Origin of the sequence: Lentibacter sp., assembly GCF_029254145.1 — a bacterium.
In the GTDB taxonomy this organism is placed as follows: domain Bacteria; phylum Pseudomonadota; class Alphaproteobacteria; order Rhodobacterales; family Rhodobacteraceae; genus Lentibacter.
In genome coordinates, this window is sequence record NZ_JAQWYD010000006.1 from 1 (window position 1) to 23871 (window position 23871).

The 23871-nt window shown below is 56.4% G+C and carries 22 protein-coding genes and 1 tRNA gene; 8 read left to right on the forward strand and 15 right to left on the reverse strand.

Annotated elements, in window-relative coordinates:
* The 3 genes from P8O11_RS00525 to hisG all read left to right on the forward strand — a co-directional run.
* On the forward strand, nt 1-523 hold a 523-nt coding region (locus tag P8O11_RS00525; RefSeq protein ID WP_300290531.1), incomplete at its 5' end, for a His/Gly/Thr/Pro-type tRNA ligase C-terminal domain-containing protein.
* Between the two features lie 2 nt (nt 524-525).
* Nucleotides 526-1614, forward strand: coding sequence for an ATP phosphoribosyltransferase regulatory subunit (locus P8O11_RS00530; RefSeq protein WP_300290533.1), 1089 nt, complete (start codon nt 526-528; stop codon nt 1612-1614).
* A complete protein-coding gene (hisG, locus tag P8O11_RS00535; RefSeq protein ID WP_300290535.1) occupies nt 1611-2303 on the forward strand; it encodes an ATP phosphoribosyltransferase in 693 nt (230 codons plus the stop codon). The genes P8O11_RS00530 and hisG overlap by 4 nt, the downstream gene beginning before the upstream one ends.
* On the opposite strand, the gene P8O11_RS00540 is transcribed toward hisG, so the two are convergent.
* From P8O11_RS00540 to P8O11_RS00550, 3 genes are all read right to left on the reverse strand, one after another.
* A complete protein-coding gene (locus tag P8O11_RS00540; RefSeq protein WP_300290537.1) occupies nt 2292-2672 on the reverse strand; it encodes a hypothetical protein in 381 nt (126 codons plus the stop codon). The two genes, hisG and P8O11_RS00540, sit on opposite strands and share 12 nt — an antisense overlap.
* A gap of 148 nt (nt 2673-2820) precedes the next feature.
* On the reverse strand, nt 2821-3996 hold the full coding sequence (locus tag P8O11_RS00545) for an acyl-CoA dehydrogenase family protein (protein ID WP_300290539.1): 1176 nt from the start codon (nt 3994-3996) through the stop codon (nt 2821-2823).
* Between the two features lie 143 nt (nt 3997-4139).
* A complete protein-coding gene (locus tag P8O11_RS00550) occupies nt 4140-4571 on the reverse strand; it encodes a DUF1489 domain-containing protein (RefSeq protein ID WP_300290541.1) in 432 nt (143 codons plus the stop codon).
* 170 nt (nt 4572-4741) lie between these two features.
* Between P8O11_RS00550 and P8O11_RS00555 the strand changes: the two genes are divergently transcribed.
* Complete coding sequence (locus tag P8O11_RS00555; RefSeq protein ID WP_300290544.1) at nt 4742-7030, forward strand: adenosylcobalamin-dependent ribonucleoside-diphosphate reductase; 2289 nt, start codon at nt 4742-4744, stop codon at nt 7028-7030.
* Between the two features lie 237 nt (nt 7031-7267).
* On the opposite strand, the gene P8O11_RS00560 is transcribed toward P8O11_RS00555, so the two are convergent.
* From P8O11_RS00560 to P8O11_RS00605, 10 genes are all read right to left on the reverse strand, one after another.
* Nucleotides 7268-8308, reverse strand: a complete 1041-nt coding sequence (locus P8O11_RS00560; protein WP_300290546.1) for an aromatic ring-hydroxylating dioxygenase subunit alpha — start codon at nt 8306-8308, stop codon at nt 7268-7270.
* Nucleotides 8309-8740: 432 nt separating this feature from the next.
* Nucleotides 8741-9367, reverse strand: a complete 627-nt coding sequence (ureG, locus tag P8O11_RS00565) for an urease accessory protein UreG (protein ID WP_300290548.1) — start codon at nt 9365-9367, stop codon at nt 8741-8743.
* Complete coding sequence (locus tag P8O11_RS00570) at nt 9364-10011, reverse strand: urease accessory protein UreF (protein WP_300290550.1); 648 nt, start codon at nt 10009-10011, stop codon at nt 9364-9366. Before P8O11_RS00570 ends, ureG begins: the two co-directional genes overlap by 4 nt.
* A complete protein-coding gene (locus tag P8O11_RS00575) occupies nt 10001-10474 on the reverse strand; it encodes an urease accessory protein UreE (RefSeq protein WP_300290552.1) in 474 nt (157 codons plus the stop codon). The genes P8O11_RS00570 and P8O11_RS00575 overlap by 11 nt, the downstream gene beginning before the upstream one ends.
* A 9-nt stretch (nt 10475-10483) precedes the next feature.
* Nucleotides 10484-12193, reverse strand: coding sequence for an urease subunit alpha (gene ureC / locus P8O11_RS00580; protein ID WP_300290554.1), 1710 nt, complete (start codon nt 12191-12193; stop codon nt 10484-10486).
* Complete coding sequence (locus P8O11_RS00585; protein ID WP_300290556.1) at nt 12194-12499, reverse strand: urease subunit beta; 306 nt, start codon at nt 12497-12499, stop codon at nt 12194-12196.
* Nucleotides 12496-12663 carry a hypothetical protein gene (locus P8O11_RS00590; protein WP_300290558.1) on the reverse strand — a complete coding sequence of 56 codons (168 nt, stop codon included), beginning with the start codon at nt 12661-12663 and terminating at the stop codon, nt 12496-12498. The genes P8O11_RS00585 and P8O11_RS00590 overlap by 4 nt, the downstream gene beginning before the upstream one ends.
* A 21-nt stretch (nt 12664-12684) precedes the next feature.
* Complete coding sequence (locus P8O11_RS00595; RefSeq protein ID WP_089887096.1) at nt 12685-12987, reverse strand: urease subunit gamma; 303 nt, start codon at nt 12985-12987, stop codon at nt 12685-12687.
* 3 nt (nt 12988-12990) lie between these two features.
* Nucleotides 12991-13794 (reverse strand): urease accessory protein UreD, encoded by an 804-nt coding sequence (locus P8O11_RS00600; protein ID WP_300290562.1) that lies wholly within the window; start codon nt 13792-13794, stop codon nt 12991-12993.
* A 369-nt stretch (nt 13795-14163) separates the two neighbouring features.
* Entirely contained in the window at nt 14164-15138 is a 975-nt protein-coding gene (locus P8O11_RS00605; protein ID WP_300290564.1) for a quinone oxidoreductase, read from the reverse strand.
* A 304-nt stretch (nt 15139-15442) separates the two neighbouring features.
* Between P8O11_RS00605 and P8O11_RS00610 the strand changes: the two genes are divergently transcribed.
* From P8O11_RS00610 to P8O11_RS00625, 4 genes are all read left to right on the forward strand, one after another.
* Entirely contained in the window at nt 15443-17206 is a 1764-nt protein-coding gene (locus tag P8O11_RS00610; protein ID WP_300290566.1) for an autotransporter assembly complex family protein, read from the forward strand.
* Nucleotides 17206-20640 carry a translocation/assembly module TamB domain-containing protein gene (locus tag P8O11_RS00615; protein WP_300290568.1) on the forward strand — a complete coding sequence of 1145 codons (3435 nt, stop codon included), beginning with the start codon at nt 17206-17208 and terminating at the stop codon, nt 20638-20640. The genes P8O11_RS00610 and P8O11_RS00615 overlap by 1 nt, the downstream gene beginning before the upstream one ends.
* 184 nt (nt 20641-20824) lie before the next feature.
* Nucleotides 20825-21319, forward strand: a complete 495-nt coding sequence (locus tag P8O11_RS00620) for a hypothetical protein (RefSeq protein WP_300290570.1) — start codon at nt 20825-20827, stop codon at nt 21317-21319.
* 334 nt (nt 21320-21653) lie between these two features.
* A tRNA-Met gene (locus tag P8O11_RS00625) sits at nt 21654-21730 on the forward strand.
* A 218-nt stretch (nt 21731-21948) separates the two neighbouring features.
* Here the strand turns inward: P8O11_RS00625 and P8O11_RS00630 are convergent.
* Both P8O11_RS00630 and P8O11_RS00635 read right to left on the reverse strand, forming a co-directional pair.
* Nucleotides 21949-23046 (reverse strand): Fic family protein, encoded by a 1098-nt coding sequence (locus tag P8O11_RS00630; protein ID WP_300290572.1) that lies wholly within the window; start codon nt 23044-23046, stop codon nt 21949-21951.
* A 182-nt stretch (nt 23047-23228) separates the two neighbouring features.
* A complete protein-coding gene (locus tag P8O11_RS00635) occupies nt 23229-23741 on the reverse strand; it encodes a transcription termination/antitermination protein NusG (protein WP_300290575.1) in 513 nt (170 codons plus the stop codon).
* Nucleotides 23742-23871: the final 130 nt, after the last annotated feature.

Consider the following 23871-nt stretch of genomic DNA (forward strand, 5'->3'; position numbering starts at 1 on the left):
AATCCTGGATGAAAAGGGCCGCAAGCGGCAGTTTGGCTCTGTTGCGGGCGGCGGACGGTATGACGATCTTGTAAAGCGCTTTACGGGGCAGGCTGTGCCCGCCACGGGCGTATCGATTGGTGTAGACCGCTTGCTTGCGGCGCTGCGCGAGAAGGGGCGGATCGGCGGCAAAGCGGCTGGGCCTGTTGTTGTGACGGTCATGGATAAGGCGCGGATGGCGGAGTATCAGGGCATGGTGGTCGAGCTGCGCCAAGCGGGGATCAGAGCCGAGGTTTATCTGGGCAACCCCAAGAGCTTTGGCAACCAGCTGAAGTATGCGGATAAGCGCGAGAGCCCTGTGGCGATCATCGCGGGCTCTGACGAGCAGGAGCGCGGTGTGGTGCAGATCAAAGATCTGATTTTGGGCGCGAAAATTGCCGAGAATGCCACCCATGAAGAGTGGAAAGAGCGGCCCAGCCAGTTTGAAGTGCCAAGGGCCGAGCTTGTAAGCAAGGTCCGCGAAATTCTGAACGGGCAGGACTGAGTATGCCAGACGGAATGGCCAAACGGGCAGAGGCGGCGCGGGTGCGCGCTATGTTTGAAGCGGCGGGCGCGTTGCCTGTGGAGGCCGCGGTGCTCCAGCCAGCAGAGCTGCTGCTGGACCTCTATGGTGAAGACATCCGTGCGCGGGCTTATGTGACGTCCGACGCTTTGCGCGGGGAGCAGATGCTGCGGCCCGATTTTACCGTACCTGTTGTGCAGATGCATATGCAGCACGGTGCGGAGCCAGCGCGCTATACTTATTCGGGCGAAGTGTTTCGCCGTCAGGAAGACGACGGAAACCGCGCCAATGAATACCTGCAAGTCGGGTATGAAATCTTTGAACGGGATGCGCCACATGAGGCGGATGCGGAAGTCTTTGCGCTGATTTCTTCTGTTTTGCGCGGCTTGCCTGTGCGCGCAGCGACGGGGGACATCGGAATCCTCATGGCGGCGGTTGAAGGGCTGAGCACGACCGAGCGGCGCAAGGCCGCGCTGCGGCGGCATATCTGGCGGCCACGGCGATTTCGCGCCTTGATGGAGCGTTTCTCGGGGCGGGCAGATGTTCCTGCGAGCCGAGTGGCTTTGCTGGCGGCGGAAGATGCTTTTGCGGAGGCTGGCCCCGCGATCGGGCTGCGCACGCGGCACGAAGTTGAAGCGCGGATTGCCGCTTTGCGCGAGGATGAGGCGGCTGGGCCGCTCTCGCAAGGCGATGTTGAGCTGATGGAAGCTATTCTGGCCGTGCAGGAGACGCTGCCCAATGCGGTCGAGCAGCTGAGCGATATTGCGGTGGATATGCCAGCGATTGCGGATGCTGTTGATGGTCTGGCCAAGCGCACACGCGCTCTTGCCGCGCGCGGTGTCGATGTTGCGCAGCTTTCGTTTGAGGCCAGTTATGGCCGCGCGTCTATGGAGTATTACGACGGTTTTGTTTTTGGCTTTTATGCCGAGGCGCGGGCCGATTTGCCGCCTGTGGCAAGTGGCGGGCGCTATGATGCGCTCACGCGCCAGCTCGGGCAGGGCGCCGAAATTCCTGCTGTTGGGGGTGTTGTCCGCCCCGGCCTGATGCTGGGTCTGAAGGAGGGCACGCTATGAGCCTTAAGCTGGGTGTGCCGTCCAAAGGACGGTTGATGGAAAAGACGTTTGACTGGTTTGCCGAGCGCGGCGTGCGGCTTGCTCTGGCGGGCGGCGAGCGGGAATATGCGGGCCGTGTTGATGGGATCGACGGGATCGAGCTTGTGCTCCTTTCGGCGGGCGAAATCCCGCGTGAGTTGGCGGCCGGGCGAATTCACCTCGGTGTCACAGGAACAGACCTGATCCGCGAGAAACTCGGCCAATGGGAGCAGCGTGTCGAGGAGCTGGCAGAGCTTGGCTTTGGTCATGCGGACCTGATCATCGCCGTGCCGCAGGCTTGGGTTGATGTGGACACGATGGATGACCTTGACGCTGCCGCCGCTGCGTTCCGCGCGGAGCACGGTTTTCGTCTTCGGATTGCGACGAAGTATCACCGCCTTGTGCGCGAGTATCTGCGCGACTGTGGTGTGGCGGATTATCAGCTTGTCGACAGCCAAGGGGCGACTGAAGGTACTGTGAAAAACGAGACAGCGGAAGCCGTGGCAGATATCACCTCGACGGGAGATACGCTGCGCGCGAACCATCTGAAAATCTTGAGTGATGGGCTGATCTTGCGCAGCTCTGCAACGCTTTATCGCGCGCGCAATGCGGAGGTGACTGGCGAAGAGCGCGCCGCGCTGGCGGCGCTTCAGGAGCGTTTAGGCCTCTGAGGGGCGCGGCAGCTCGTTATCCAATTCTTCGGGGGCCTCGGCCTCAAGTATGTCTTCTGCCTTGTCCTTGAGCATGTTCTTCAATGTCTCTGTGGCCTTGCGGCTGTAGTTGCGCTGAACAAGTGGATTTGGCGTGCGCGCGAGGCCAGCGGCGTTTGGCAGGGCGACGAAACCGTCCCGAACCATACGGCTCTGTAAGGTTGCGGCGGCTTCTTTGGCTATGCCGAGATCGCGGGCGATGTTGCGCGCCGTACTTGCGCCTCTGAGGCGTGCGTTGAAGACTGCCAAGCCATACATAAACTCGTTTGCCACAGGGGCGGCAGCGGCCACGGGAGCGGCGGCCAAAGGCATGGCAGGAAGCAGGGGCATGAGCCCTGCTGCGGAGGCGGTTCTGAGAAAACTACGTCTATCCATATTGGATATATGGGGGTTAACCCGCCAATTGCGAGTCATTCGCAATAATTTTTTGTGAAGGTGCTGGTCAGGCGGCAGATGGTCCGCCGCCTGATTGCAAGCTTCAGCTTTCGCCGAAGCCCTTTGGGATTGGCAGGGGCGCAAGCGTTTTTGCGCGTTTTTGCAGGCTGCGGCCGATCACAACGCGGCTGATCTCGGTTGTGCCATCGACGATGCTTAGCATTTGGGCCAGACGCGAGAGACGGTCGAGGCCATAAGGCTGCAAGAGGCCCATGCCGCCGAGAACCTGTGTGCATGTGTTGGCCGCTTTGACGGCGGCATCTGGCACGAAGCGCTTGGCGTGGGCCGCCATGAGCGGGCCTTCTGGGGTCCCTAGTGCGTTGGCCGCGGCGCGGTAGAGCAGCTTTGAAGCTTCGAGATCGGTTGCGACTTCGCCGAGCATCCATTGGATACCGTTGAGATCGAGGTTCTTGCCGCCGAACATTTTACGGTTGGAGGAATAGGCCAGAGCTGTGTCGAGAGCGGACTGCATCAGGCCGCAGCAGCCAGAGGCAATAGAAACGCGGGCAATATCGATCGCCATGAGCGAGCCTTGAAGGCCTTGACCGATGGGCAGGATAATATTGTCTCCGCTGACGACCACGTCCTTCATATACATTTCTGACATTGGCAGGAAATTGTAGGACGGCGTCTCGTACAGCGGGCCGAAAGTCAGGCCGGGGGTGTCCGCGGGGATCGCGATCATGGCCATGTCTTTGTGGCCGGGCTCGTCAGTTGTTTTGACGACAGTGAAGTAGATATCAGCTTCGCCCGCGAGGCTGACCCACGCTTTGGTCCCGTTTATCGTCCATGTGCCATTGTCGTTGATCACGGCGCGGGAATACATATTGGTTGCGTCCGAGCCTGACTGTGGCTCGGTCAGGGCGAAGTTCGCGAGCTTACGGCCAGAGGTGAGCTCCTTGGCCCATGCCGCTTTGAAGGCGTCTGTGCCATAGCCGCATCCAGCAAAGGTGCAGATGTTGTGCATCGACAGTGCGAAAGCGTAGGCGCCGTCGCCGCGGCCCAGTTCCTCATAGACGCGAATGCCTTCGCCCAAGGGGAGGCCTTGGCCGCCGAACTCTTCAGGAGCGTAGAGGCCTGTGAGGCCGAGCGCGCCCGCTTTGTCGGAGGCTGCGCGTGGCCAGACGGCGGATGCGTTCCACGCGTCTACATTTGGGGCGATATCTTCGGCGCAATGGCGGCGTGCGGCGTCAAGGATTGTCTCGATGGATTGTGTCACTTGTTGAACTCCTGAAGCTGATGCATAGTCGACTTTAAATGTCTGACAATTGAGCCAGATTAAAATCAAGTCCCCGAATGTATCGCGACCCAACGTCACAAACTTTGGTCGGGGGCTTCCGAGCGTCGTTGGGAGTGTTTGGGCTACAAAATGCCGATTTCGGCCAGTGCGCCTGCGAGTTCGGGAGGGAGAGCATCATCGGCTTCGCGGCCTTCGGAGAGGTCGATGGGAGCGTCTTCTGGCTTGAGGTAGCGCCAGCCTTGAAAGGGGCGCTTGAGCGCTGGAGCGGTGCGGATGATTTCTGGATCAAGTATAAACGCGCAGCGGCGGATACCATCGCCGCCGATCACTTCTTCAAAGCCGAGAACGCGCTGACGAGCTTGAATGGAGCCTTTGATGACCCAGTAGACGCTGCCGCCCGCAAGAATCTCTTCTTCGCGTTTGGGCCACATGCGGGTGATGTGATAGGGCAGGCCGTCTGGATGCGTTGCTGCGCGGGACTTTTGCCACGCAAGGAGGGAGTCGACTGACTCAGTTCCGACACTGAGCTTCACAATATGTATTACGTTCTTCATATGTTCCCCCTATATGTGGTAGGATATATTGGTAAAACTGATTCTTCCACACACGTTATCTTGCGTAAGGGCGTGTTTGGGGTTTGACCCGCCGAGAAGCGATGCGTAGTTTAAGTGCCTTGCCACACCTGACGACATGACGAAATCACATAAGACCTGGGGACCACTAAATGAGCCGTTTTTCTGCGCCAATTGCCGAGCAAATCTGGGATATGAAGTATCGCTTCAAAGAGGCGGATGGAACGCCGCTTGACCGCACGGTAGAAGACACATGGCGCCGCATCGCGCGCTCTCTTGCCGATGTTGAGGAGGACAAAGCGCATTGGGAAGATGTGTTTTACGCAGCCCTTGAAGACTTCAAATTTCTGCCAGCTGGGCGCATCACTGCAGGCGCGGGGACAGAGCGCTCAGTGACCCTGTTTAACTGCTTTGTTATGGGCACTGTGCCCGACAGCATGGGCGGGATTTTTGATATGCTCAAAGAAGCCGCGCTGACAATGCAGCAGGGTGGCGGTATTGGCTATGACTTCTCCACGATTCGCCCTAAAGGCGCGGATGTGCTGGGTGTTGCAGCGGATGCGAGCGGGCCTTTGAGCTTTATGGATGTGTGGGACGCGATGTGCCGCACGATCATGTCTGCGGGCAGCCGCCGTGGCGCTATGATGGCGACAATGCGCTGTGATCACCCTGATATCGAGGCGTTCATCACGGCGAAATCTGATGCCGCACGCCTGCGTATGTTTAACATGTCTGTGCTGGTCACTGATCCGTTTATGGACGCGGTCAAAGCGGGTAAGAGCTGGGATCTGAAATTCAACGGCAAGGTCTATCACACCGTTGAAGCGCGTGATCTTTGGAACAAGATCATGACGGCGACATATAATTATGCTGAGCCCGGTGTGATTTTTATCGATCGTATCAACCAGATGAACAACCTCAACTATTGTGAGACGATTGCCGCGACAAACCCGTGTGGCGAGCAGCCTTTGCCGCCCTATGGCGCTTGTTTGCTTGGCTCGATCAACCTTGCGAAGCTTGTGGCAGCGCCGTTTGAAGACGGGGCTGTGCTGGATGTGAGCGAGCTTGAAGCGCTTGTCGCCGCGGCTGTGCGGATGATGGACAATGTGGTCGATGCGTCAAACTTTCCACTTGAGGCGCAGCGCCAAGAAGCACAAGCGAAGCGGCGGATTGGCCTTGGCGTGACGGGCTTGGCGGATGCTTTGCTTATGGTTGGGCTAGAGTATGGCACGGACGAAGCGGCGGCCCAGACAGAAGCTTGGCTGCATGCGGTTGCGCGCACGTCTTATCGCGCCTCTGTGGCGCTGGCAAAAGAGAAGGGCGCTTTCCCGATGTTTGACGCGGAGAAATACCTTGCCAGCGGTGCGATGCAGCAGATGGACGAAGATGTGCGTGCAGAGATTGCCGAGCATGGCATTCGCAACGCTCTGCTCACTTCTATCGCGCCGACAGGCACGATCAGCCTCTATGCGGGGAATGTGAGCTCAGGCATCGAGCCTGTGTTTGCCTACGCTTACAAGCGCAAGGTCTTGCAAAAGGACGGCTCGCGCACGGAAGAGGAAGTTGTTGATTATGCTGTGGCGCTGTGGCGTGAGAAGTTTGGCGACAAGGCGCTGCCCGACTATTTTGTTAACGCGCAGACACTTGCCCCAAGCGCGCATGTAAAGATGCAAGCTGCGGCGCAGAAGTGGATCGACAGCTCGATTTCAAAGACGATCAATTGCCCTGAAGATATCGACTTTGATGCCTTTAAGGACGTTTACATGCAGGCGTGGGACACGGGCTGTAAAGGGTGCACTACTTATCGCCCCAATGATGTCACGGGGTCTGTTTTGTCTGTGAGTGAGGACGAGGGCAAAGCCCCCGAGGTTGTTGCCAATACAGATGCCGAGCCGCAACAGCCGCATGGTGATGTGATCTATATGGCGGAGCCGCTGGAGCGGCCAAAGGAGCTGGAAGGCGCGACCTATAAGCTGCGCTGGCCTGACAGCGAACACGCGATTTACCTCACGGTGAACGATGTGGTGATTGGCGGCCATCGCCGGCCCTTTGAAGTCTTTATCAACTCCAAGAATATGGAGCACTTTGCTTGGACCGTGGCGCTTACGCGGATGATTTCTGCGGTGTTCCGTCGGGGCGGCGATGTGAGCTTTGTTGTGGAAGAGCTGAAGGCTGTGTTTGATCCGCGCGGTGGTGCGTGGATGGGCGGGAAGTATATCCCGTCGATCCTAGCCGCGATTGGCGGCGTGATCGAAAAGCACATGATCTCGATCGGCTTTATTGAGGGCGAAGGCATGGGCCTGAAGCAAGACCCGACCTCGGCGGTTGTCGGGCTGGATACACCGCGTGGCAAGAGCTGCCCGAGCTGTGGCCAGTTTGACATGCGCATGATTGAAGGCTGCATGACCTGTGCGAGCTGTGGTCATAGCAAGTGTGGCTGAGACCAGTCGTTGAAACAGGCAGCATAAATTGATCATTTCACGGCTGAATGTGGCCGCGGGGTGAAGCGAAAGGATCGCTGGCAATGAAAATTGCCAGCGGTTTTTTTTATTACAATGGCTTGAACTTTGGGCGCCTTATGGTCTTGCAGCGGCGCTGCGAGCGCTATGGGGATAACGCTGATCGACAAGCATTTGGAGAGCGCATCGGCTGATAGCAGAGAATGGCCCACGCCAGTATTATTCTGCCATTTGTCGGTCGACTTGCTGCTCTTCATTGATCATGGCTTGCAACTGCCGCCGAAACCGCAGTTGGCCACCGTCGATAGGCAGGTCAATGTGAGGTGATGTTTTGTTTGTCATGCCGCGTTGCACCTCGTTGAGGACATCACGATCTTCTTCGAATGCGTGCTGCACATCTTCGCTCATCATCTGGCTGAGCGCTTCGTCGTCGGGGCGAATATTGCGCAGTTGGAACCAGTAGTAGCGAGTTTTGCTTTCTGTTGTTGGCGTCATGAAGTTGTAACTGTCCATGATGAACGTGTTCTCATGTAGTGGACCATCAGGGCCGCCCGTGCCCGCAGGGGTAAACACTGCCTTGATCAGCGCGTGTGAGGGGTAGCGCACTTCATAGTGCTGGAGGCGATCGCAATTGCCCTCAAACTCGACGACTTTTTTGTAAAACGGCGCTGGTTCGTGATCCATCATCCAACGATGAACAATGACACCCTCATCTGTTTTCTGGACCCGCAAGGGCGTGTCTTTGGTTGCTGGTGCCGCAAAGCTGTTTTGGTGAACCCATGCGACATGTGTTGGATCAAGCAGGTTGTCACACATGAGCAGGTAATTGCATTCAAGCTCCATCGCTGCGCCACGGTTGATGCCCCAGGCTGGGTTTCCGTAGTTTTCGATTTCAAAGATGTCAGCGGTATCTGCGAGCGCTGGGTTGCCCATCCAGACCCAGACCAATCCATATTTTTCATGTAGTGGATAGGCATGTACTTTGGCGTTTGATGGAATGCCGCTAGCGCCTGGCGCCCAGACACATTGGCCCGCGCAGTTGAAGGTTAGGCCGTGATAGCCGCATTCGACAGTGTCGCCTTTGATGCGGCCTTTGCTTAGGGGCAGCTTGCGGTGAGGGCAGGCGTCTTCCAGCCCTACAAGTTCGCCTGCTTCTGTTCGATAAACGCAGATATTTTCGCCCAAGACAGTAATCTGTTGAAGTTCGCGGGTGACTTCGTGATCCCACGCGGCAACATACCATGCATTCTTCAAAAACATATTCGTGTCCTTTCGGTGTAAGGCGGCGAAGGCCAGTCAGGCGCAAGCCAAATTATCAGCCAACATCCAAACGCAATTTGCGCGTGTCGTATGGTGCGCCTCAAACAATGCCACACTTGATGGTACGGATACCACTTCGAAACGAGCATCCTGTTCGCAGATAGCGCTCAGAAAAAACTGAAATCTAGTGATCTCGCGCGTATTGCCTTCACGCTGCTCAGACAAGATCGCTCAGCCGATAGGCGGCGAGCCGGCATGCTCTTGGGGCATCCGCTTGATTAGGCGGTGCCTCCACATCGAAATTTTTAGTCACAAATCGTATCGTGCGCTTACCAGACGGCCAAGGTGTGTCGATGCTGAGATCAGGTTTGGTCGCGGGCATGATCGAGCATTTTGAGTGAGCCCGATGTGAGCAAATAGCTACTCTGCCACCTACGCCCGGGATTTGGCGAGACCCCCGATGTCCAGAATGTGGCGCAGCACGCTCTCGACCCCTTTTTGATTTCGAAGCGCACAGAAGACATATGGCCGTCCGCCCCGCATCTTTTCACAGTCCCGCTTCATGACATCAAGTGATGCGCCTACATACGGAGCCAAATCTGTCTTATTGATCACCAAGACATCTGATTTTGTGAGTGCAGGCCCGCCTTTGCGCGGGATGTCTTCGCCTGCTGCCACATCAATCACATAGATCGTCATGTCTGCCAGTTCAGGGCTGTATGTTGCGGATAGGTTGTCGCCGCCGCTCTCGATCAGCACAATATCGAGGTCAGCGTGGCGCGCGCGCATCTCGGCGATGGCGGCCAGATTGATCGACGCATCTTCGCGGATCGCCGTATGGGGGCAACCTCCTGTTTCCACACCGATAATGCGGTCTTGGGGCAGGATTTGCATTCGCATCAATGCTTCTGCGTCCTCTTGGGTGTAGATGTCGTTGGTGATCACCCCAATTGAGAAGTCTTTTTGTAAGTCGCGCGCGAGGCAGGCTGTAAGCGTTGTTTTGCCAGCGCCTACGGGGCCACCAATTCCGATGCGCAATGGGCCGTTAAGCTGAGTCATGAGCGGAATATCCTTGGTTGAAGTGTTTCATGTCGCATGGCCGCGATGTCGGACAGAAAAGCTGTGCTGCCGAGATCATCTAGGTCTCCCTCTCGTGTGGTTTGGGCGATTTCTTCACACAAGGGCAGCAGGGCCGAGAGCACTTTTTGCCCATCGGTTTGGCCCAATGGGATCGCTCGGACCGCGGCTGATACAAGATTGCTGGCAAAGGCATGGAGATAGAGTGCGGCGGTGATCTCTAGATCCAGTTTGCGGCGTGCTGCAGCGACACCCACGGCGATGGGGTAACAGGCGTTGACGTCGTCGCCGCCCCATATCGCGGCTGTTGTTTGAGAGAAGGCTCTCCCTTGAAGCGTGGTTTCCAAAACGCGTTCGGATGAGGCCGATATCGCGAGAGCTGTCAGATTTAATTGCTCCAAATCGTCATGCGATGTGCTGGCATAAGCTGCTCTCAGTAAGATACAGTCGTTGCGGCCACTGCCATGTGTGAGCACATCAGCCAGCCAGTCCTGGAGTGCGTCAGCCGTTGAAATCTGGCCGTTCTGAAAGGCTGTTTCCAACCCATGCGAGTAGGCAAAGGCTCCGACGGGAAAGCTGGGTGAGAGCCATTGCGCAAGGGTCAGGATGTCGATCTCAGTGATCATGTGCAGTGGCTACGTGTTCATGTGAGTGGGTGCGGCCATGCCCATATGCGCCGCCCTCGGGCGTAAAAGGCGCAGTGATCGGCTCAACCGTTGCGCCGAGATGTTCAAGCATATGACCGATGACTGGATCCGCTTGAATGAGGAGAAACTTATCGGTGATTTGACACGGCGTGTGGCGGTTGCCCACGTGCCACGCCAGCCGCACAAGGTTTTCCCCTGAAATTTTGTACAAGGCCTCGTCACGCGCCGCGATCTGGACCAATACACCTGTATCGAGTTCAAGAGCGTCTCCGTCGTCAAGCGAAGTTGTCTGCGCAAGATCAACAACAAAGGCCTCTCCTGAGACTGTAGAGAGGCGTTTGCGACGCAGAAAGCGCTCGGTGTAATCCAGTTCGCAGGTCATTGCTGAGCCGTGCCACTGGCCTTTGCGATGTACGATCTGGGCGATGGGAAGGTCTGTCATAGTGTCCTCTCAGAACATAAAATAGCGTTGTGCCATGGGAAGGACCGTGGCGGGTTGGCAGGTCAATAGAACGCCATCGGCGCGCACCTCGTAAGTCTCGGGGTGCACTTCGACTTCTGGTAAGGCGTCGTTAAAGATCATGTCAGCTTTGCCGATGGTGCGAGTGTTGCGCACGGCGATGGTCTGTTTTGTGAGGCCGAGTGTCTGCCCGATTCCAGCAGCCTGTGCAGCGCCGGATACAAAACTGACAGAGGTATGGCGAAGGGCGCTGCCATAGGCGCCAAACATTGGCCGACTATAGACAGGCTGTGGTGTCGGGATTGAGGCATTTGGATCGCCCATCTGTGCCACAACGATACTGCCCGCCATGAGCACCATTTCAGGCTTCACGCCAAAAAATGCGGGGTCCCAGAGCACCAGATCAGCGCGCTTGCCGATGGAGATATCGCCAATGACATGGCTGACGCCTTGGGCGATCGCAGGGTTGATCGTGTATTTTGCGATATAGCGGCGCACGCGTATGTTGTCATTTTCGCCTGTTTCCTCAGGCAATGCGCCGCGCTGTTTCTTCATTTTGTCGGCTGTCTGCCATGTGCGGATCAGCACTTCGCCCACGCGGCCCATCGCCTGGCTGTCAGAGGCAATAATCGAGAAGGCTCCCATATCGTGCAGGATGTCTTCTGCTGCAATCGTCTCTCGGCGGATTCTGCTCTCGGCAAAAGCGACGTCTTCTGGGATCGACTTGTCGAGATGGTGGCACACCATGAGCATGTCGAGATGCTCTTCAAGTGTGTTAACCGTGAACGGACGTGTGGGGTTTGTCGAAGACGGCAAGACATTGGGATCGCCGCATATCTTTATGATGTCGGGTGCATGGCCTCCGCCTGCGCCTTCGGTGTGAAACGCGTGAATCGTGCGCCCTTTCAGAGCACCAATTGTATGTTCGACAAAACCACTTTCGTTCAACGTATCGGTGTGGATCATCACCTGAACATCCATGTCGTCTGCGACCGAGAGGCAGCAATCAATCGCGGCTGGTGTTGTGCCCCAATCTTCGTGGAGTTTGAGCGCACACGCGCCACCATTGACCATCTCGATCAAGGCTTCGGGTTGGCTGGCGTTGCCTTTGCCCGAGAGGCCGATGTTCATTGGAATCCCGTCAAAGGACTGCAGCATGCGACCAATGTGCCAAGGCCCTGGTGTGCAGGTTGTTGCAAGGGTTCCATGGGCTGGCCCAGTGCCGCCGCCAAAGCAGGTGGTCACGCCTGAGTGTAATGAATCTTCCATCTGCTGGGGGCAAATAAAGTGGATGTGGCTGTCCATCCCCCCCGCCGTAAGAATACGTCCCTCGCCTGCAATGACCTCGGTGCCCGGGCCGACGATGATATCAACGCCTGACTGGGTGTCAGGATTGCCAGCCTTGCCGATGGCATGGATCAGCCCATCTTTGAGGGCGACATCCGCTTTGTAGATACCGGAGTGATCAACGATCAGCGCATTGGTGATCACAGTGTCGACGGCTCCGCCCGCGCGGGTGACTTGGGATTGGCCCATACCATCACGTATGGTCTTTCCGCCGCCGAATTTGACTTCTTCGCCGTAGATCGTCAGGTCACGCTCCACCTCGATGATCAGATCGGTATCTGCAAGGCGTAGGCGATCGCCCGTGGTGGGGCCATACATAGCAGCATATTGAGTGCGGGGGATTTGGACGGGCATTTACAGGTCTCCCATAACGTGGCCGTTAAAGCCAAAGACACGCCGCGCCCCACCAATGGGGATCAACCGCACTTCGCGGCGTTGCCCAGGCTCAAACCGAACGGCAGTGCCGGAGGCAATGTCGAGCCGGTATCCATGGGCTGTCGCGCGATCAAATGTGAGCGCGGGATTGGTCTCGGCGAAATGATAGTGACTGCCAACTTGCACGGGGCGATCGCCCGTATTTGCCACCATTAGTGTGATGGCTGGCGCACCTTCGTTCAGTGTCAGCATCCCCGCTGCTGGAAGCACTTCGCCGGGGATCATTTGCGGCTCCACGCGAAGAAGACTGCAAGGCCTATTGCGAGCAAGCTCAAGACGAACGGCATCCAGTTTGGATCTGTGACGTGCTGGTGCAAATGTTGCGCCTCATGGGCCGATAGGACGTTGGCCACAAAAAGCAAAGGTAGACTTCTCAGGATAAGGGTCATTTTGGAATCTCCTTGGGATTTTTAGCGAATGGGGTTGTGGACGGTGACCAGTTTGGTTCCGTCAGGAAATGTGGCCTCAACTTGAACTTCGTGAATCATCTCTGCGATGCCTTCCATGCATTGGTCGCGGGTGATGACGTGGCCACCAGCCTCCATCATGTCGGCGACGGAGCGGCCATCTCTTGCGCCCTCGACAACTGTGTCAGTGATCAGGGCAATGGCTTCGGGGTGGTTCAACTTGACACCGCGGGCCAGCCGTTTGCGGGCGACTTCGGCAGCCATGGCAATGAGCAGTTTGTCTTTCTCGCGAGGAGTGAGTTGCATGGATTATAGTCTCCAGGACAAAGGTAACGTGTTTTGGGTGAGATAGTTCAGAATAGGGATCAGCGTGCGGCGCAGCTCAAAGCTGTCGCTGGCAAGCTGGCGAACGACGAGCAGATCCTTGCCCAACAGGCTTGCCCCTGCTGTTTCAGATAGGAGGCTGCGTATCGTCTTTAGCTGGCGTTCGACGTCGGGGGCTACCATTACGAGACTTGCCATCGCGCCTGCGCCATTGGCAACTGCAGGTCGTGCTAGTTGCTTTGCCGCATCGCCCTTTAAATCCACACCGTCAATATAGAGAGGGCGTCCTGCGCGGGTAATACGAATACGGTCTTGAAACATGACATCATTCAGAACCTCCAGCATTGCTGCGCGCCCAAAAACAATGGGCTCCACCATCAATAGGCGCGCTGTGGGCGCGAGATCGATGCTCAGCCGGCGCTTGAGGGCGCAGCGATCAAAAAGGATTAGCTCCTGCGGCAGCCAGTGGAGGCTGCTGCCGTCTTGAACAGTGATATCTGTTGTGAAGCTTCCGATTTCGCCGTGCTGGGCGCGGTAGGCGCGTTCGGCTGCTTGTGTTGTCAGGCGCAGATGTGCGCCACCCTCGACATTTATCGTGAGGGTCAATTCGTCTCCCCCCGTGATGCCACCAGCTGTATTTACCAGAACGGCCTCAGCGTCGTGGCTATATGTTTGTGGAAACACCAGCTTAAGAGACCCTGATTGGCGCAGATCGCGCAGTCGGGTTTTGCCCAGTGCATCTGTGGAGACGGACAGCTTTGCTGAGCCAATTGCACGTGGCTGGGACATGCCTTTTGAGGGCAGATTTATGTGTCGTAGTTGGTTGATAACGGGTCCTGCCACTTCGCATTGATGCTTGTATTCGAGCACAGTGGCGTACGGGAGGGCAGAGAGTAGGCGCAAAACAAACGGCTAAATCGTTCTGTCGATTAATTTGCGATCACTTGAGGCTAATTTCGCCCAATAATCGGGCAGATATCAACTCAGTTCTATTTCGTGTGCGTACAAAATTGACCCTTCGCTGCAGTGTATTGCGATGGGTGTAATCCACAAGAAAGCCTTTTGTGATCAGTATAAAAACACCTATCAAATGCCCTAAACAGAAAAGGCTGGAGCGCACCAAACGCTCCAGCCTCCCTTCACGATTTATCGTGGTGTTCAGATTTCAAGGATCGTGCTGCCGATGGTTTTGCGGGCTTCCAGCGCTTCATGCGCCTTGCCCACGTCCTGTAGCGCGAAGCGTTGGCCGATGTTGATTTTGACTTCGCCTGACGCGACTTTTTCAAACAAGTGCTTTGCCATCGCCTGACAGGTTGCATGGTCGCCGATATGGGTAAAGATCGTTGGGCGCGTGAGCTTCAGCGAGCCTTTTTTACCCAAAATGCCGAGGTCAAACGGCGGAACAGGGCCAGAGGCATTCCCGAAAGAAATCATCATTCCAAGGGGCTTGAGTGAGTCAAGTGACCCTTCGAATGTATCCTTGCCAACAGCGTCCATGACGACATCAACGCCTTTTCCGTTGGTCAGCTCTTGCAGTTTCGCCGCCCAATCTTCAGTGCGATAATTGATGCAATGGGTCGCGCCGTGGTCCAGGGCCAGCTGACATTTTTCGTCCGTTCCTGCCGTTCCGATGAGGGTGATTCCTTCGGAGCGCGCCCACTGACACGCCAAGAGACCAACGCCCCCCGCAGCCGCATGAAACAGAACAGTATCCCCTGCCTTGAGGGGCACTGTCCGGTGGAAGAGATATTCCACGGTCATGCCCTTCAGCATCATCGCGGCACCTTCCTCAAAAGACACTTCATCCGGCAGTGGGCAGACCTGTGCCGCAGGCATCACCCTTGCCTCGGCATAGGCGCCGGGAGGGTTCGAGGCATAGGCGGCGCGATCTCCAACTTTCAGGTGCGTGACGCCCTCGCCAACAGCCTCGATCACGCCAGACGCTTCCATGCCCATCGCATGCGGCAGTTGTATCGGGTAGAGGCCAGCCCTCTGATAGACGTCAATAAAGTTGAGCCCGACGGCCTTATGCTTGATGCGGACTTCGCCTTTTGCGGGCGCGCCGATCTCGAGGTCCACCAAGTTGAATTGCTCGGGGCCACCGTGCTCGTTGATCATTGCTGTAAGCGCCATTTTCGTTCTCCTGTTTCCGCAGGCATGAAACCACTTATTGGTGATTGTTCAATGTTATATTTGGTTACGTTGGGCCAAAACGCTTTGGTATTGAAGCGTGACCCGCTTTCTGACGAAATCGGCGCTTTCTGCCAAAGCCTGTAAGCGCTTTGTGCGCTCTTGATGTTCGGGTGTGGCATGTCTAAATTCCGCGCAGCTCAGGCCTGGCTTTCAGCTGAACGATCACTGACATTTTAGTTCGACTATCATCGGGAAATAGCGACCAATGCATGGGAAACCTTTTCCGACATCGAAGCTTACCTGTATGTTATTACTTGGTATTTCTTTGATGGCTGCACCAGCCTGTGCATTTGAAGCCGAGCTAAAATTAGAGCGCGGCGCCAAAGACCTTCTTGTTGAATTGAAAAGCGCTTCGCTTGTTCTTGCGGCGAAACGCGAAGGCACCATGGCGCCACAAGATATTCTTGCGGCCGCACAGGCGGACTATGGCCGATTGATCAGCGCTCTTTATGAGCGAGGATACTATGGCCCAGTGGTCACGATCTTGATTGATGGACGCGAAGCCGCTGATGTTCCGCCGCTGGCCAATTTGGGGAAGATCAAGCGTGTCGAGGTATCAGTGGAGCCGGGGCCTGCCTTCCAATTTGGTGCAGTGTCTATAGCGCCGATCACGGCTGAAACAGAGTTGCCGATTGGTTTTCGCAAAGGTGCTCCTGCCGAGCTATCGGTGATCAGAGACGTCGCGCAAGCGGGTGTAGAGGGCTGGCGTGCGCAAGGCTATGCCAAGGCATATATAATACGGGAAGATGTTGTCGCGGATCACTTGAATGCGCAGCTGGACGTTGATTTGGGCATCAGCCACGGCCCGCGTGTGCGCTTTGGTGTGCTTGAAGTCGAGGGCAGTAAAGATGTGCGTCTTAACCGTATTCGTAAGATCGCGGCTGTGCCGACTGGTGATGTTTTTGACCCAGCGGTCCTTGAACGCAGCGCCGTTCGCCTGAGGCGCACAGGGGCTTTTAGCTCGGTGTCGCTGGGCGAAGCTAAAACGCTTGGCCCGGAGGATACCTTGGATATTGAGCTGGCGGTTGCGGATGCAAAACCGCGTCGTGTCGGCTTTGGGGCTGAGTTGCACTCTTCAGAGGGCCTGTCACTGTCTGGGTACTGGATGCATCGCAATCTGATGGGCGGTGCTGAACGGTTTCGCATCGAGGGCGAGTTGGCGGGGCTGGCGGGCGAAAGTCATGGTCTTGATTATAGTCTGAAAGCCAGCCTGACGCGGCCTTCAACCTTTGAAAAAGACACTGATCTCACTCTGGTTGCTCAAATTGATCAGCTTGACGAGCCGCTTTATTTTTTGCGCAAGGCCAGTATCGAAGCTGGTGTGAGCTGTTACTTTTCTGAGAGTTTGACAGGGGAACTTGCTGTCCTCTACCGTTATAGTGATGTGGATGATAGCTCGAGTACGCAATACTACTCCCATCTCATGCTGCGCTTCGGGACGACATTGGACCGCCGCGATGACAAGCTTAACCCAACAAACGGTGCATACCTGCGGGCTGAGGCATTGCCTTATTTTGGGCTGTCTGGCGCCGCGTCAGGCGTGCGCGGGTATCTTGATGCGCGGGTCTACAAAAGCGTTGGGGCGAGTGACGCAGTTGTGCTTGCGGGCCGCTTCCAGCTTGGAACAATCGCGGGTTCGGATATCGCGGATACGCCGCCTGATTTGCTGTTTTTGTCGGGCGGAAGCGGGACCGTGCGCGGCCATTCTTACCAGTCGCTGTCTGTTAGCAGCGGCGGTGTCGAGACGGGCGGCCGCTCTTTTCTGGGTCTCTCTGGGGAGGCGCGGGTGAAGATAAACAGCACGTTTGGTGTGACTGGTTTTTATGACATCGGGTATGTTGGCGAGAACAGTGCCGTCGATGAGACGGGCGGCTGGCACAGCGGTGCGGGCGTTGGTCTGCGCTATCAAACTGGCATTGGCGCGCTTAGGTTTGATGTTGCGGTGCCTGTGACTGGCGTGGGCAGCAACAGTTTTGAAGCCTATGTCGGCATAGGGCAGTCATTCTGATGCGCTATGTTTTCGCCCTCTGTTTTGTGCTGATGCATGCACTTTCTGTCCATGCGCAGAGCGCTGAACAAGATAAGGACTATATCACCACATATCTTGAAGAGGCGCTCTCTGATGCGGGGAGCAAGGTTGTCATCACTGGGTTTAAGGGGGCGCTGAGTTCTCGTGCCACTTTGGAAAGCCTCACGATTGCTGACGATAGTGGGGTCTGGCTGACAATGAAAGATGCGGTCCTTGACTGGAACCGAGCATCTGTTTTGCAGGGCAATATCCAGATCAATGAGATTTCGGCAGCAAGCCTTGAGTTATTACGACTGCCTGGGACAGCTGAGGCCACCGTTCGCCCCGAGGCGCGCAGCTTTGCTATACCAGAACTGCCTGTGTCCGTGAATATTGGCGCGATTTCGGTGAAAAAGGTTTCTTTGGGTGAGCCCGTGGTGGGTGTGGCTGCCTTGGCTTCTGTGACGGGGGCGCTCATGATCGCGGAGGGTGAAGGTGAAGCCAAGCTGACCATCACCCGAGAAGACAGCACGGCGGGCATTTTCAAGCTTGAAGCCGCTTTTTCCAACGCGACTCGCATTCTTGCCCTCAACGCGTCCTTGCGAGAGGCCGCAGATGGGATTGTTGCCAGTCTGATTTCTCTCCCCGGGACGCCGCCTTTGGATTTGACGATAACTGGCGAAGATATGATCGACAATTTTGCCGCCAACGTCGTTCTGAAAACGGATGGGAGACCGCGACTAACAGGCCGTATTTTGACGCTGGCAAATGAAGCGGCACAAGATGGAGCAAGCGATGAAGGCGCGCCTAACCGTACAGTTGAGGCTGATATCAAGGGTGACCTAACTTCGCTTTTTGCGCCGCAATATCGCGACTTTTTGGGCACGAATGTTCGGCTTGAGAGTCGGATCAGCTTGTTTGAAGACGGGCGCAAGGCGCTGGATGATCTGACTCTCACAGCGGCTGCTTTGCGCCTAAAGGGGGACGTGGCACTGGCCGCTGATGGTCTGCCTGAGCGCTTTCAGTTGGATGCGGTTTTGCAAGACCCCGAAGGCAGCGCATCGCTTTTGCCGATCCCTGGGGATGAAACATGGGTTCGGAGTGCAAAGATTAGTGCCCGTTTTGACAGCCAGATGGGGGATGCGTGGTCATTTGCATCTGACATGGAGGGGTATGAGCGCGCGGGTGTGATGCTTGAGGCAGCACAGATCACTGCCAGCGGTGTGATCGCGCGTGGTGCGGAACGAAAAGTCACGGCGCGGATTGACGGTGTTGCAGCGGGTCTTGAGCTTGTTGATGCGGCGCTTGCGGAGGCTCTTGGCGATAAGGTCTCACTTGGGGCTGATCTTGCGTGGCAAGACGGGCAATCGCTTGCTGTGAGCAATCTTGATGTGCATGCGAGTGGGCTTGAGCTGAGGGGCGGCGGAACAATAGATGGGCTCAACAGCGCCATGACGCTGCAAGGCGCGATAGAGGCGAAGGCGACCAGCATCAAGCGCTTCTCAGCGATTGCAGGGCAATCTCTTGGGGGTGGAATCGTTGCAAGCCTGGAGGGCCGCTACGCTGTTTTGAGTGGTGAGGTTGATCTGAGGTTTGTAGCCACGGGGGCGGACCTGCGTGTCGGGGAAACACAAATTGATCGATTGATTGGAGGGGAAAGTCGCCTAGAGGCCTCAGTGTTGCGTACGACGTCGGGGCTCTCGCTCCGATCTTCGAGCATTGTTGCGCGCGGTGGGACTGCTCGGGCGCAGGGGCATATCGCCACAGATGCAAGCCAACTGACGTTTGACGCGACACTCAACAACGCGGCGCAGTTTGTGTCAGGTCTCAACGGACCCGCAAATATGACAGGGACAGCCACGCAGACGCCTGTGGGCTGGTCGGTCAGCTTGGATATGAAAGCGCCACGTGCCATTGCTTTTACCGCAAGTGTTGAGCTGCCAAAGAATGCGCCCTTATACGCCGAGATCGAAGCGACTTCTGGTTCGATAGGGTGGATTGTGCCAGATTTGGCGGGGCCTGGGAGCGTCAAGGCAACGGTGCGCAAGTCCGGCGCCCAGTGGGGCGTCAATGCGCGCGCAGAGGGCCCGAGTGGCAGCACAGTGAGTATTGATGGGCTGATCGCGGCCAACGCGACCAGCGCAGGATTGACGCTCGTGGGGCGCGTTCCTTTGGGGTTGGTTAACCGTCGTTTGGCACCGAACACGCTGCAAGGTTTTGCTGATTTTGATATGAAGCTGAATGGTCCGCTCGCCTTGTCCTCACTTGATGGGACGTTGCGCACCAATGGCGCGCGCCTGTCTCTGCCCGCACTGCGCAATGCTCTGGGTGATATCGATGCGACCGTAGCTGTCTCGGACGGCAATGCTGTTGTGCGCTCGAGCGCGTCTGTTTCCAGCGGAGGCGAGGTGAAGGCGCAGGGGCGTATTGGGCTGCAAGCGCCTTATGTCACGCGTCTTGATGTTGACGTTGAGAATGTCGGCTTCAGCGACCCTAAGCTTTACAAAACAAGCGTGAACGGCAGCCTCGTGTTGGGTGGTGCGATTGCGTCAGGCCTCTCAGTTTCAGGGCAGCTGGTGCTTGGTGAAACCGAGGTGCGCGTTCCGTCAACGGGGCTAAGCTCTTTTGGGGATATCCCGGAAATCACCCATTTGCACGAGCCTGCTGCCGTGCGCCGTATGCGCGCTCATGCAGGGCTTCTGGGCAATGATAATGCAGGCAATGCGGCTGTTAGCTCTAATGTTGCGCTGGATGTGAGAATTCTGGCCGAAAACAAGATATTTGTGCGGGGACGTGGGCTTGATGCGGAGTTGGGCGGTCACCTGACGCTGACAGGAACAACCACAGACATTATCCCGAAAGGGCGCTTTGAGCTTATTCGTGGACGTTTGGACATTTTGGGCAAGCGGCTCGACATGCAGGAGGGCTACGCCAGTCTGCAAGGTAGCCTGACCCCATATTTGCGTTTGGTCGCGAGCACCAGCACGGGAGAACATCTGGTTTTGGTGACAGTTGAAGGCGCGGCAGACGAGCCTGAAATCACGTTCACATCTGAGCCGGAACTGCCAAGCGACGAAGTACTGGCGCGGTTACTCTTTGGGCGCGATGTTACAAAAATTTCGGCGTTTCAAACCGTACAACTCGCTTCGGCAGTGGCCACTTTGGCAGGGCGTGGAGGCATAGGTGTTGTCGAAAAGCTACGCATGAAAGCCGGTGTTGATGAGCTGGACATCACCACAGATGAAGCCGGTGAAACAACTTTGCGGGCCGGGAAGTATATCAGCGAGACAGTCTACACCGATGTAGAGGTTGAGATGACTGGACAAAGCCGGATCAACTTGAATCTTGATCTGTCAACCTCCACCAAACTGCGAGGCACTGTTGATACTGAAGGGAAAACGGGGATAGGGCTGTTTTTTGAAAAAGACTACTGAGGTCTTTGTGGTGAGCCCCCTTCTTTGGCGCGCCAGTTGTCGCGAGACCTGTCTCAACGTGACGAAGTGAACTTTGCTCAGCCATAACCGCTTATCTGTTATAAGTTACTGCGCCGAGTATCTCTGCCATTACCCTTTCTTGTCGCTTAGCTTAAGAGAGGTGGGGACCCGAAGGAGAATCCCCATGGAAAACTTGCAAAGCGTGCCTGACCTGATCGAAACGGCACTTGCTACGTCAGTGACGTTCGAAAGCTCGATCGCGGGCGTTCAAAGCCAGTCTATCGCTCACACGGAAGAACAACTCGCGGGCTATGTTGGGCTTGAGCTGCTCGCTATTGATACGTTCTCCTTGTTTGAAGCGCGCATGCAGCATCACTTTAAGCGGGGCCCGTTCTCGAAGAAACTAAGGACCTTGCTCGTGGACGCTGGGCAGGCTGACCTCGCGGATCGGGTTTATCAGTATTATCTTGCTATCAACGTGCTTAAGCATGGTAACGGCGCGAGCTATCGTGAGCTGCGTGATGCGCCGAATGCACTGTTCGCTGTGAAGCCCACTGAAAATGCCCGATCAGGTGAAGATGCCGCGCCATCTGGCCTTGTGGATGTTGGCGTGCCCGGTTTTTTTGCTGGGCTGGCGAAAACGCTGCTTGAGGCCCATCAGTTTCTTGAAAAGCGCTAGGCCGTCAAACTTTCTGGAGCAATCCTTGCGGTTTGGACAACAGATACCTTTTTGGCGAAACGTTTGAGGGGGTCTCATGTTTTGTGGTTGCAAGTGGGCTTTTTCCTCGCTGCGCCCTAGGCACACCAGTGGGGGGCCTGACGGCACGCAAGATAAGATAGGTGCAATTCCCTCGTGATTGGATCCATGCGGGAATGCGGATAAACGGGCCCTCAAAAGCGTTCTCTACCGGCTCCATCTTGGTCACAGTGGGCGTCCAGAATTAATTTGAGAAAGGTCCGTTTTTGGGGTTGCGGTCTTCTGGCTCTGAGCGTATTCGATGCACTCACTTTGGCGCGGGATGGAGCAGCCCGGTAGCTCGTCAGGCTCATAACCTGAAGGTCGTAGGTTCAAATCCTACTCCCGCAACCAAAATAATACGCCAAATCAAATGCTTAGAGCCCGACTTAATCAGTCGGGCTTTATGCGCTCATTCCATGTCAACGCCATGTCAACGTTTGCAGAGTCGCATAGCCCGAAAAGCCGTAATCGTTGGTAATCAACCGAACCCAATGACGGTCGATGATGTTCGGGCATATTCGAACGGATCGGTTTGGCAGGGTAATGGCTGACAATTCCGTCTGCTCGCGTTAGAGAACCAGCTCGTAGCTCGTGCTGCGACCGCCGGCTTCGCCTTTCCGCATCAGCCCAAGTTCAATCAAGGCTGCAATGTCGCGACTTGCACTATCCTGAGAGCATTTGGCAATCGTCGCCCATTTCGACGTGGTCATATTACCTTCAAAGCCGTCGAGTAAGCGGTTCAGAACCTTGATCTGTCGTTCGTTCAGCGGCATTGGAGCCGCGCGCTCCCAGAATTGACCCTTGGCGACAACTGCAGCCAGTACACTATCCGCTCCACGGATGGCGCGATCCAGGCACGCGAGGAACCACAAAAGCCACTCTGTTACGTCCGTTTCGCCCTTCTGCGTTTGCTCCAGTTGATCATAGTATGCGCTCCGTTCTGTCCGGATCTGCGCTGACATGCTGTAGAATCTCTGTGAGCTGCCCTCTGACCGCGTCAGCGCGAGATCAGCGATTGCACGAGCAATCCGACCGTTGCCATCCTCGAAGGGGTGGATCGTCACAAACCACAGATGCGCCAGGGCCGCCTTGATTACCGGATCGGATGAAATCGGCGCGTTTAACCAGGCGAGAAATGCTTCCATCTCCGCCGCGACCCTAGAGGCAGGTGGCGCTGTGTAATGTACGCGCTCACGGCCGTAGGGTCCTGACACCACCTGCATCGGCCCGGTACTGTCATCGCGCCAATCCCCGACGCGGATGCGTGTCATGCCGCTGCGCCCGGTCGGAAACAGGGCGGCATGCCAGCCGAATAGGCGTTCCATTGTCAGTGGAGCATCATAGTTGCGCGTCGCATCAAGCATGACCTCGACGATGCCTTCGACGTTGCGATCTGTCGGGGGCAGGGCGCCAATGTCGATGCCAAGGCGACGTGCCAGCGATGACCGCACCTGAGTGGCGTCGAGCTGTTCGCCTTCGATTTCGCTTGTCTTGACGACGTCCTGTGTCAGCGTCTGCAGCACCGCTTCCTCGCGCAGCTTGAAGCCTAGCGCTTCCATTCTGCCGATCAGTCTGCCCTGGTTATGGCGAACCTCAGCTAGGCACGCGGCGACGCGCGCGTCTTGCCAAGTAAGGTTAGGCCAGGTGTCCCGTTCCCAGATTTGCATCACATTCTCCGCAAAAATTGCGGGGACAATCCAACTTTTTCTCCGCACTGGCAAGAGTAAAGGCCGCATTATGTGCGGTGAATAGGGTGATCAATCTCCGCACAACACGATAGTGCGCTCGTGATTAAGGCTAATAGTATAAAGTTTGCACGCAGAAATGTGCTTTCTGACGACGCTGACGGTCAAACGGTCCGCAACTGATCCGCCCCGACCGCCACGCGGGTCTGACCACCCATGATCTCCATCAGGACCCAAACCCGCCGATCCGGCGCGATTGCTTCCACCTCTGCAACAAAATTTGCAAACGGTCCCTTGGTTAGGGTCACCTGATCCCCGGGTTTCAAGAGCTTCGGCGGCAGCAATTTGCCCTTCGCGTCACAGCGCAGCATCAACTGCGAGACCAGATCCAGCGGCACAGCCGTCGGCTCCTTGCCGAAACTCACCAGCCGCGTGATGCCGTAGGTCGAGTTCACCGTGCGCCAGAACCCGCGGGCCGCATCAAAGGCCACAAAGATGTAGCCCGGAAACAGCGGCCGCGTGGCGGTGACGAATTTGCCGTTCTGCTGGCGCGTCTCGTCTTCCATCGGCAAGAAGGTCTTGAAGCTCTGGCGCTTGAGGTTCTTGTCCGCGATGTTGGCGCAGTTCGGCTTCAGCTGCGCCAAAAACCAGCTTGTACCAGGATCATATGATGTCATTGTGGAACCTCAGTATAATGCTACTGCCCACATACCGCTCGAACTTGAACAGATGCAAGTCAGCTTTTCTGGAAAGTGTGTGAAGTTTTGATGAAAATTCTGGCGCGCCTCGCTCTCAGAGCATTGATAT

What these genes read in the sequence shown, in the direction of transcription:
- P8O11_RS00555 (WP_300290544.1), top strand. Translation starts at nt 4,742, where the DNA reads ATGAGCCGTTTTTCTGCGCCAATTGCCGAGCAAATCTGGGATATGAAG.
- P8O11_RS00530 (WP_300290533.1), top strand. Translation starts at nt 526, where the DNA reads ATGCCAGACGGAATGGCCAAACGGGCAGAGGCGGCGCGGGTGCGCGCT.
- P8O11_RS00570 (WP_300290550.1), bottom strand. Translation starts at nt 10,011, where the DNA reads ATGATCACTGAGATCGACATCCTGACCCTTGCGCAATGGCTCTCACCC.
- P8O11_RS00635 (WP_300290575.1), bottom strand. Translation starts at nt 23,741, where the DNA reads ATGACATCATATGATCCTGGTACAAGCTGGTTTTTGGCGCAGCTGAAG.
- P8O11_RS00585 (WP_300290556.1), bottom strand. Translation starts at nt 12,499, where the DNA reads ATGATCCCCGGCGAAGTGCTTCCAGCAGCGGGGATGCTGACACTGAAC.
- P8O11_RS00575 (WP_300290552.1), bottom strand. Translation starts at nt 10,474, where the DNA reads ATGACAGACCTTCCCATCGCCCAGATCGTACATCGCAAAGGCCAGTGG.
- P8O11_RS00615 (WP_300290568.1), top strand. Translation starts at nt 17,206, where the DNA reads ATGCGCTATGTTTTCGCCCTCTGTTTTGTGCTGATGCATGCACTTTCT.
- P8O11_RS00610 (WP_300290566.1), top strand. Translation starts at nt 15,443, where the DNA reads ATGTTATTACTTGGTATTTCTTTGATGGCTGCACCAGCCTGTGCATTT.
- P8O11_RS00540 (WP_300290537.1), bottom strand. Translation starts at nt 2,672, where the DNA reads ATGCCCCTGCTTCCTGCCATGCCTTTGGCCGCCGCTCCCGTGGCCGCT.
- ureG (WP_300290548.1), bottom strand. Translation starts at nt 9,367, where the DNA reads ATGACTCAGCTTAACGGCCCATTGCGCATCGGAATTGGTGGCCCCGTA.
- hisG (WP_300290535.1), top strand. Translation starts at nt 1,611, where the DNA reads ATGAGCCTTAAGCTGGGTGTGCCGTCCAAAGGACGGTTGATGGAAAAG.
- P8O11_RS00590 (WP_300290558.1), bottom strand. Translation starts at nt 12,663, where the DNA reads ATGACCCTTATCCTGAGAAGTCTACCTTTGCTTTTTGTGGCCAACGTC.
- P8O11_RS00550 (WP_300290541.1), bottom strand. Translation starts at nt 4,571, where the DNA reads ATGAAGAACGTAATACATATTGTGAAGCTCAGTGTCGGAACTGAGTCA.
- P8O11_RS00560 (WP_300290546.1), bottom strand. Translation starts at nt 8,308, where the DNA reads ATGTTTTTGAAGAATGCATGGTATGTTGCCGCGTGGGATCACGAAGTC.
- P8O11_RS00600 (WP_300290562.1), bottom strand. Translation starts at nt 13,794, where the DNA reads ATGTCCCAGCCACGTGCAATTGGCTCAGCAAAGCTGTCCGTCTCCACA.
- ureC (WP_300290554.1), bottom strand. Translation starts at nt 12,193, where the DNA reads ATGCCCGTCCAAATCCCCCGCACTCAATATGCTGCTATGTATGGCCCC.
- P8O11_RS00630 (WP_300290572.1), bottom strand. Translation starts at nt 23,046, where the DNA reads ATGCAAATCTGGGAACGGGACACCTGGCCTAACCTTACTTGGCAAGAC.
- P8O11_RS00605 (WP_300290564.1), bottom strand. Translation starts at nt 15,138, where the DNA reads ATGGCGCTTACAGCAATGATCAACGAGCACGGTGGCCCCGAGCAATTC.
- P8O11_RS00620 (WP_300290570.1), top strand. Translation starts at nt 20,825, where the DNA reads ATGGAAAACTTGCAAAGCGTGCCTGACCTGATCGAAACGGCACTTGCT.
- P8O11_RS00595 (WP_089887096.1), bottom strand. Translation starts at nt 12,987, where the DNA reads ATGCAACTCACTCCTCGCGAGAAAGACAAACTGCTCATTGCCATGGCT.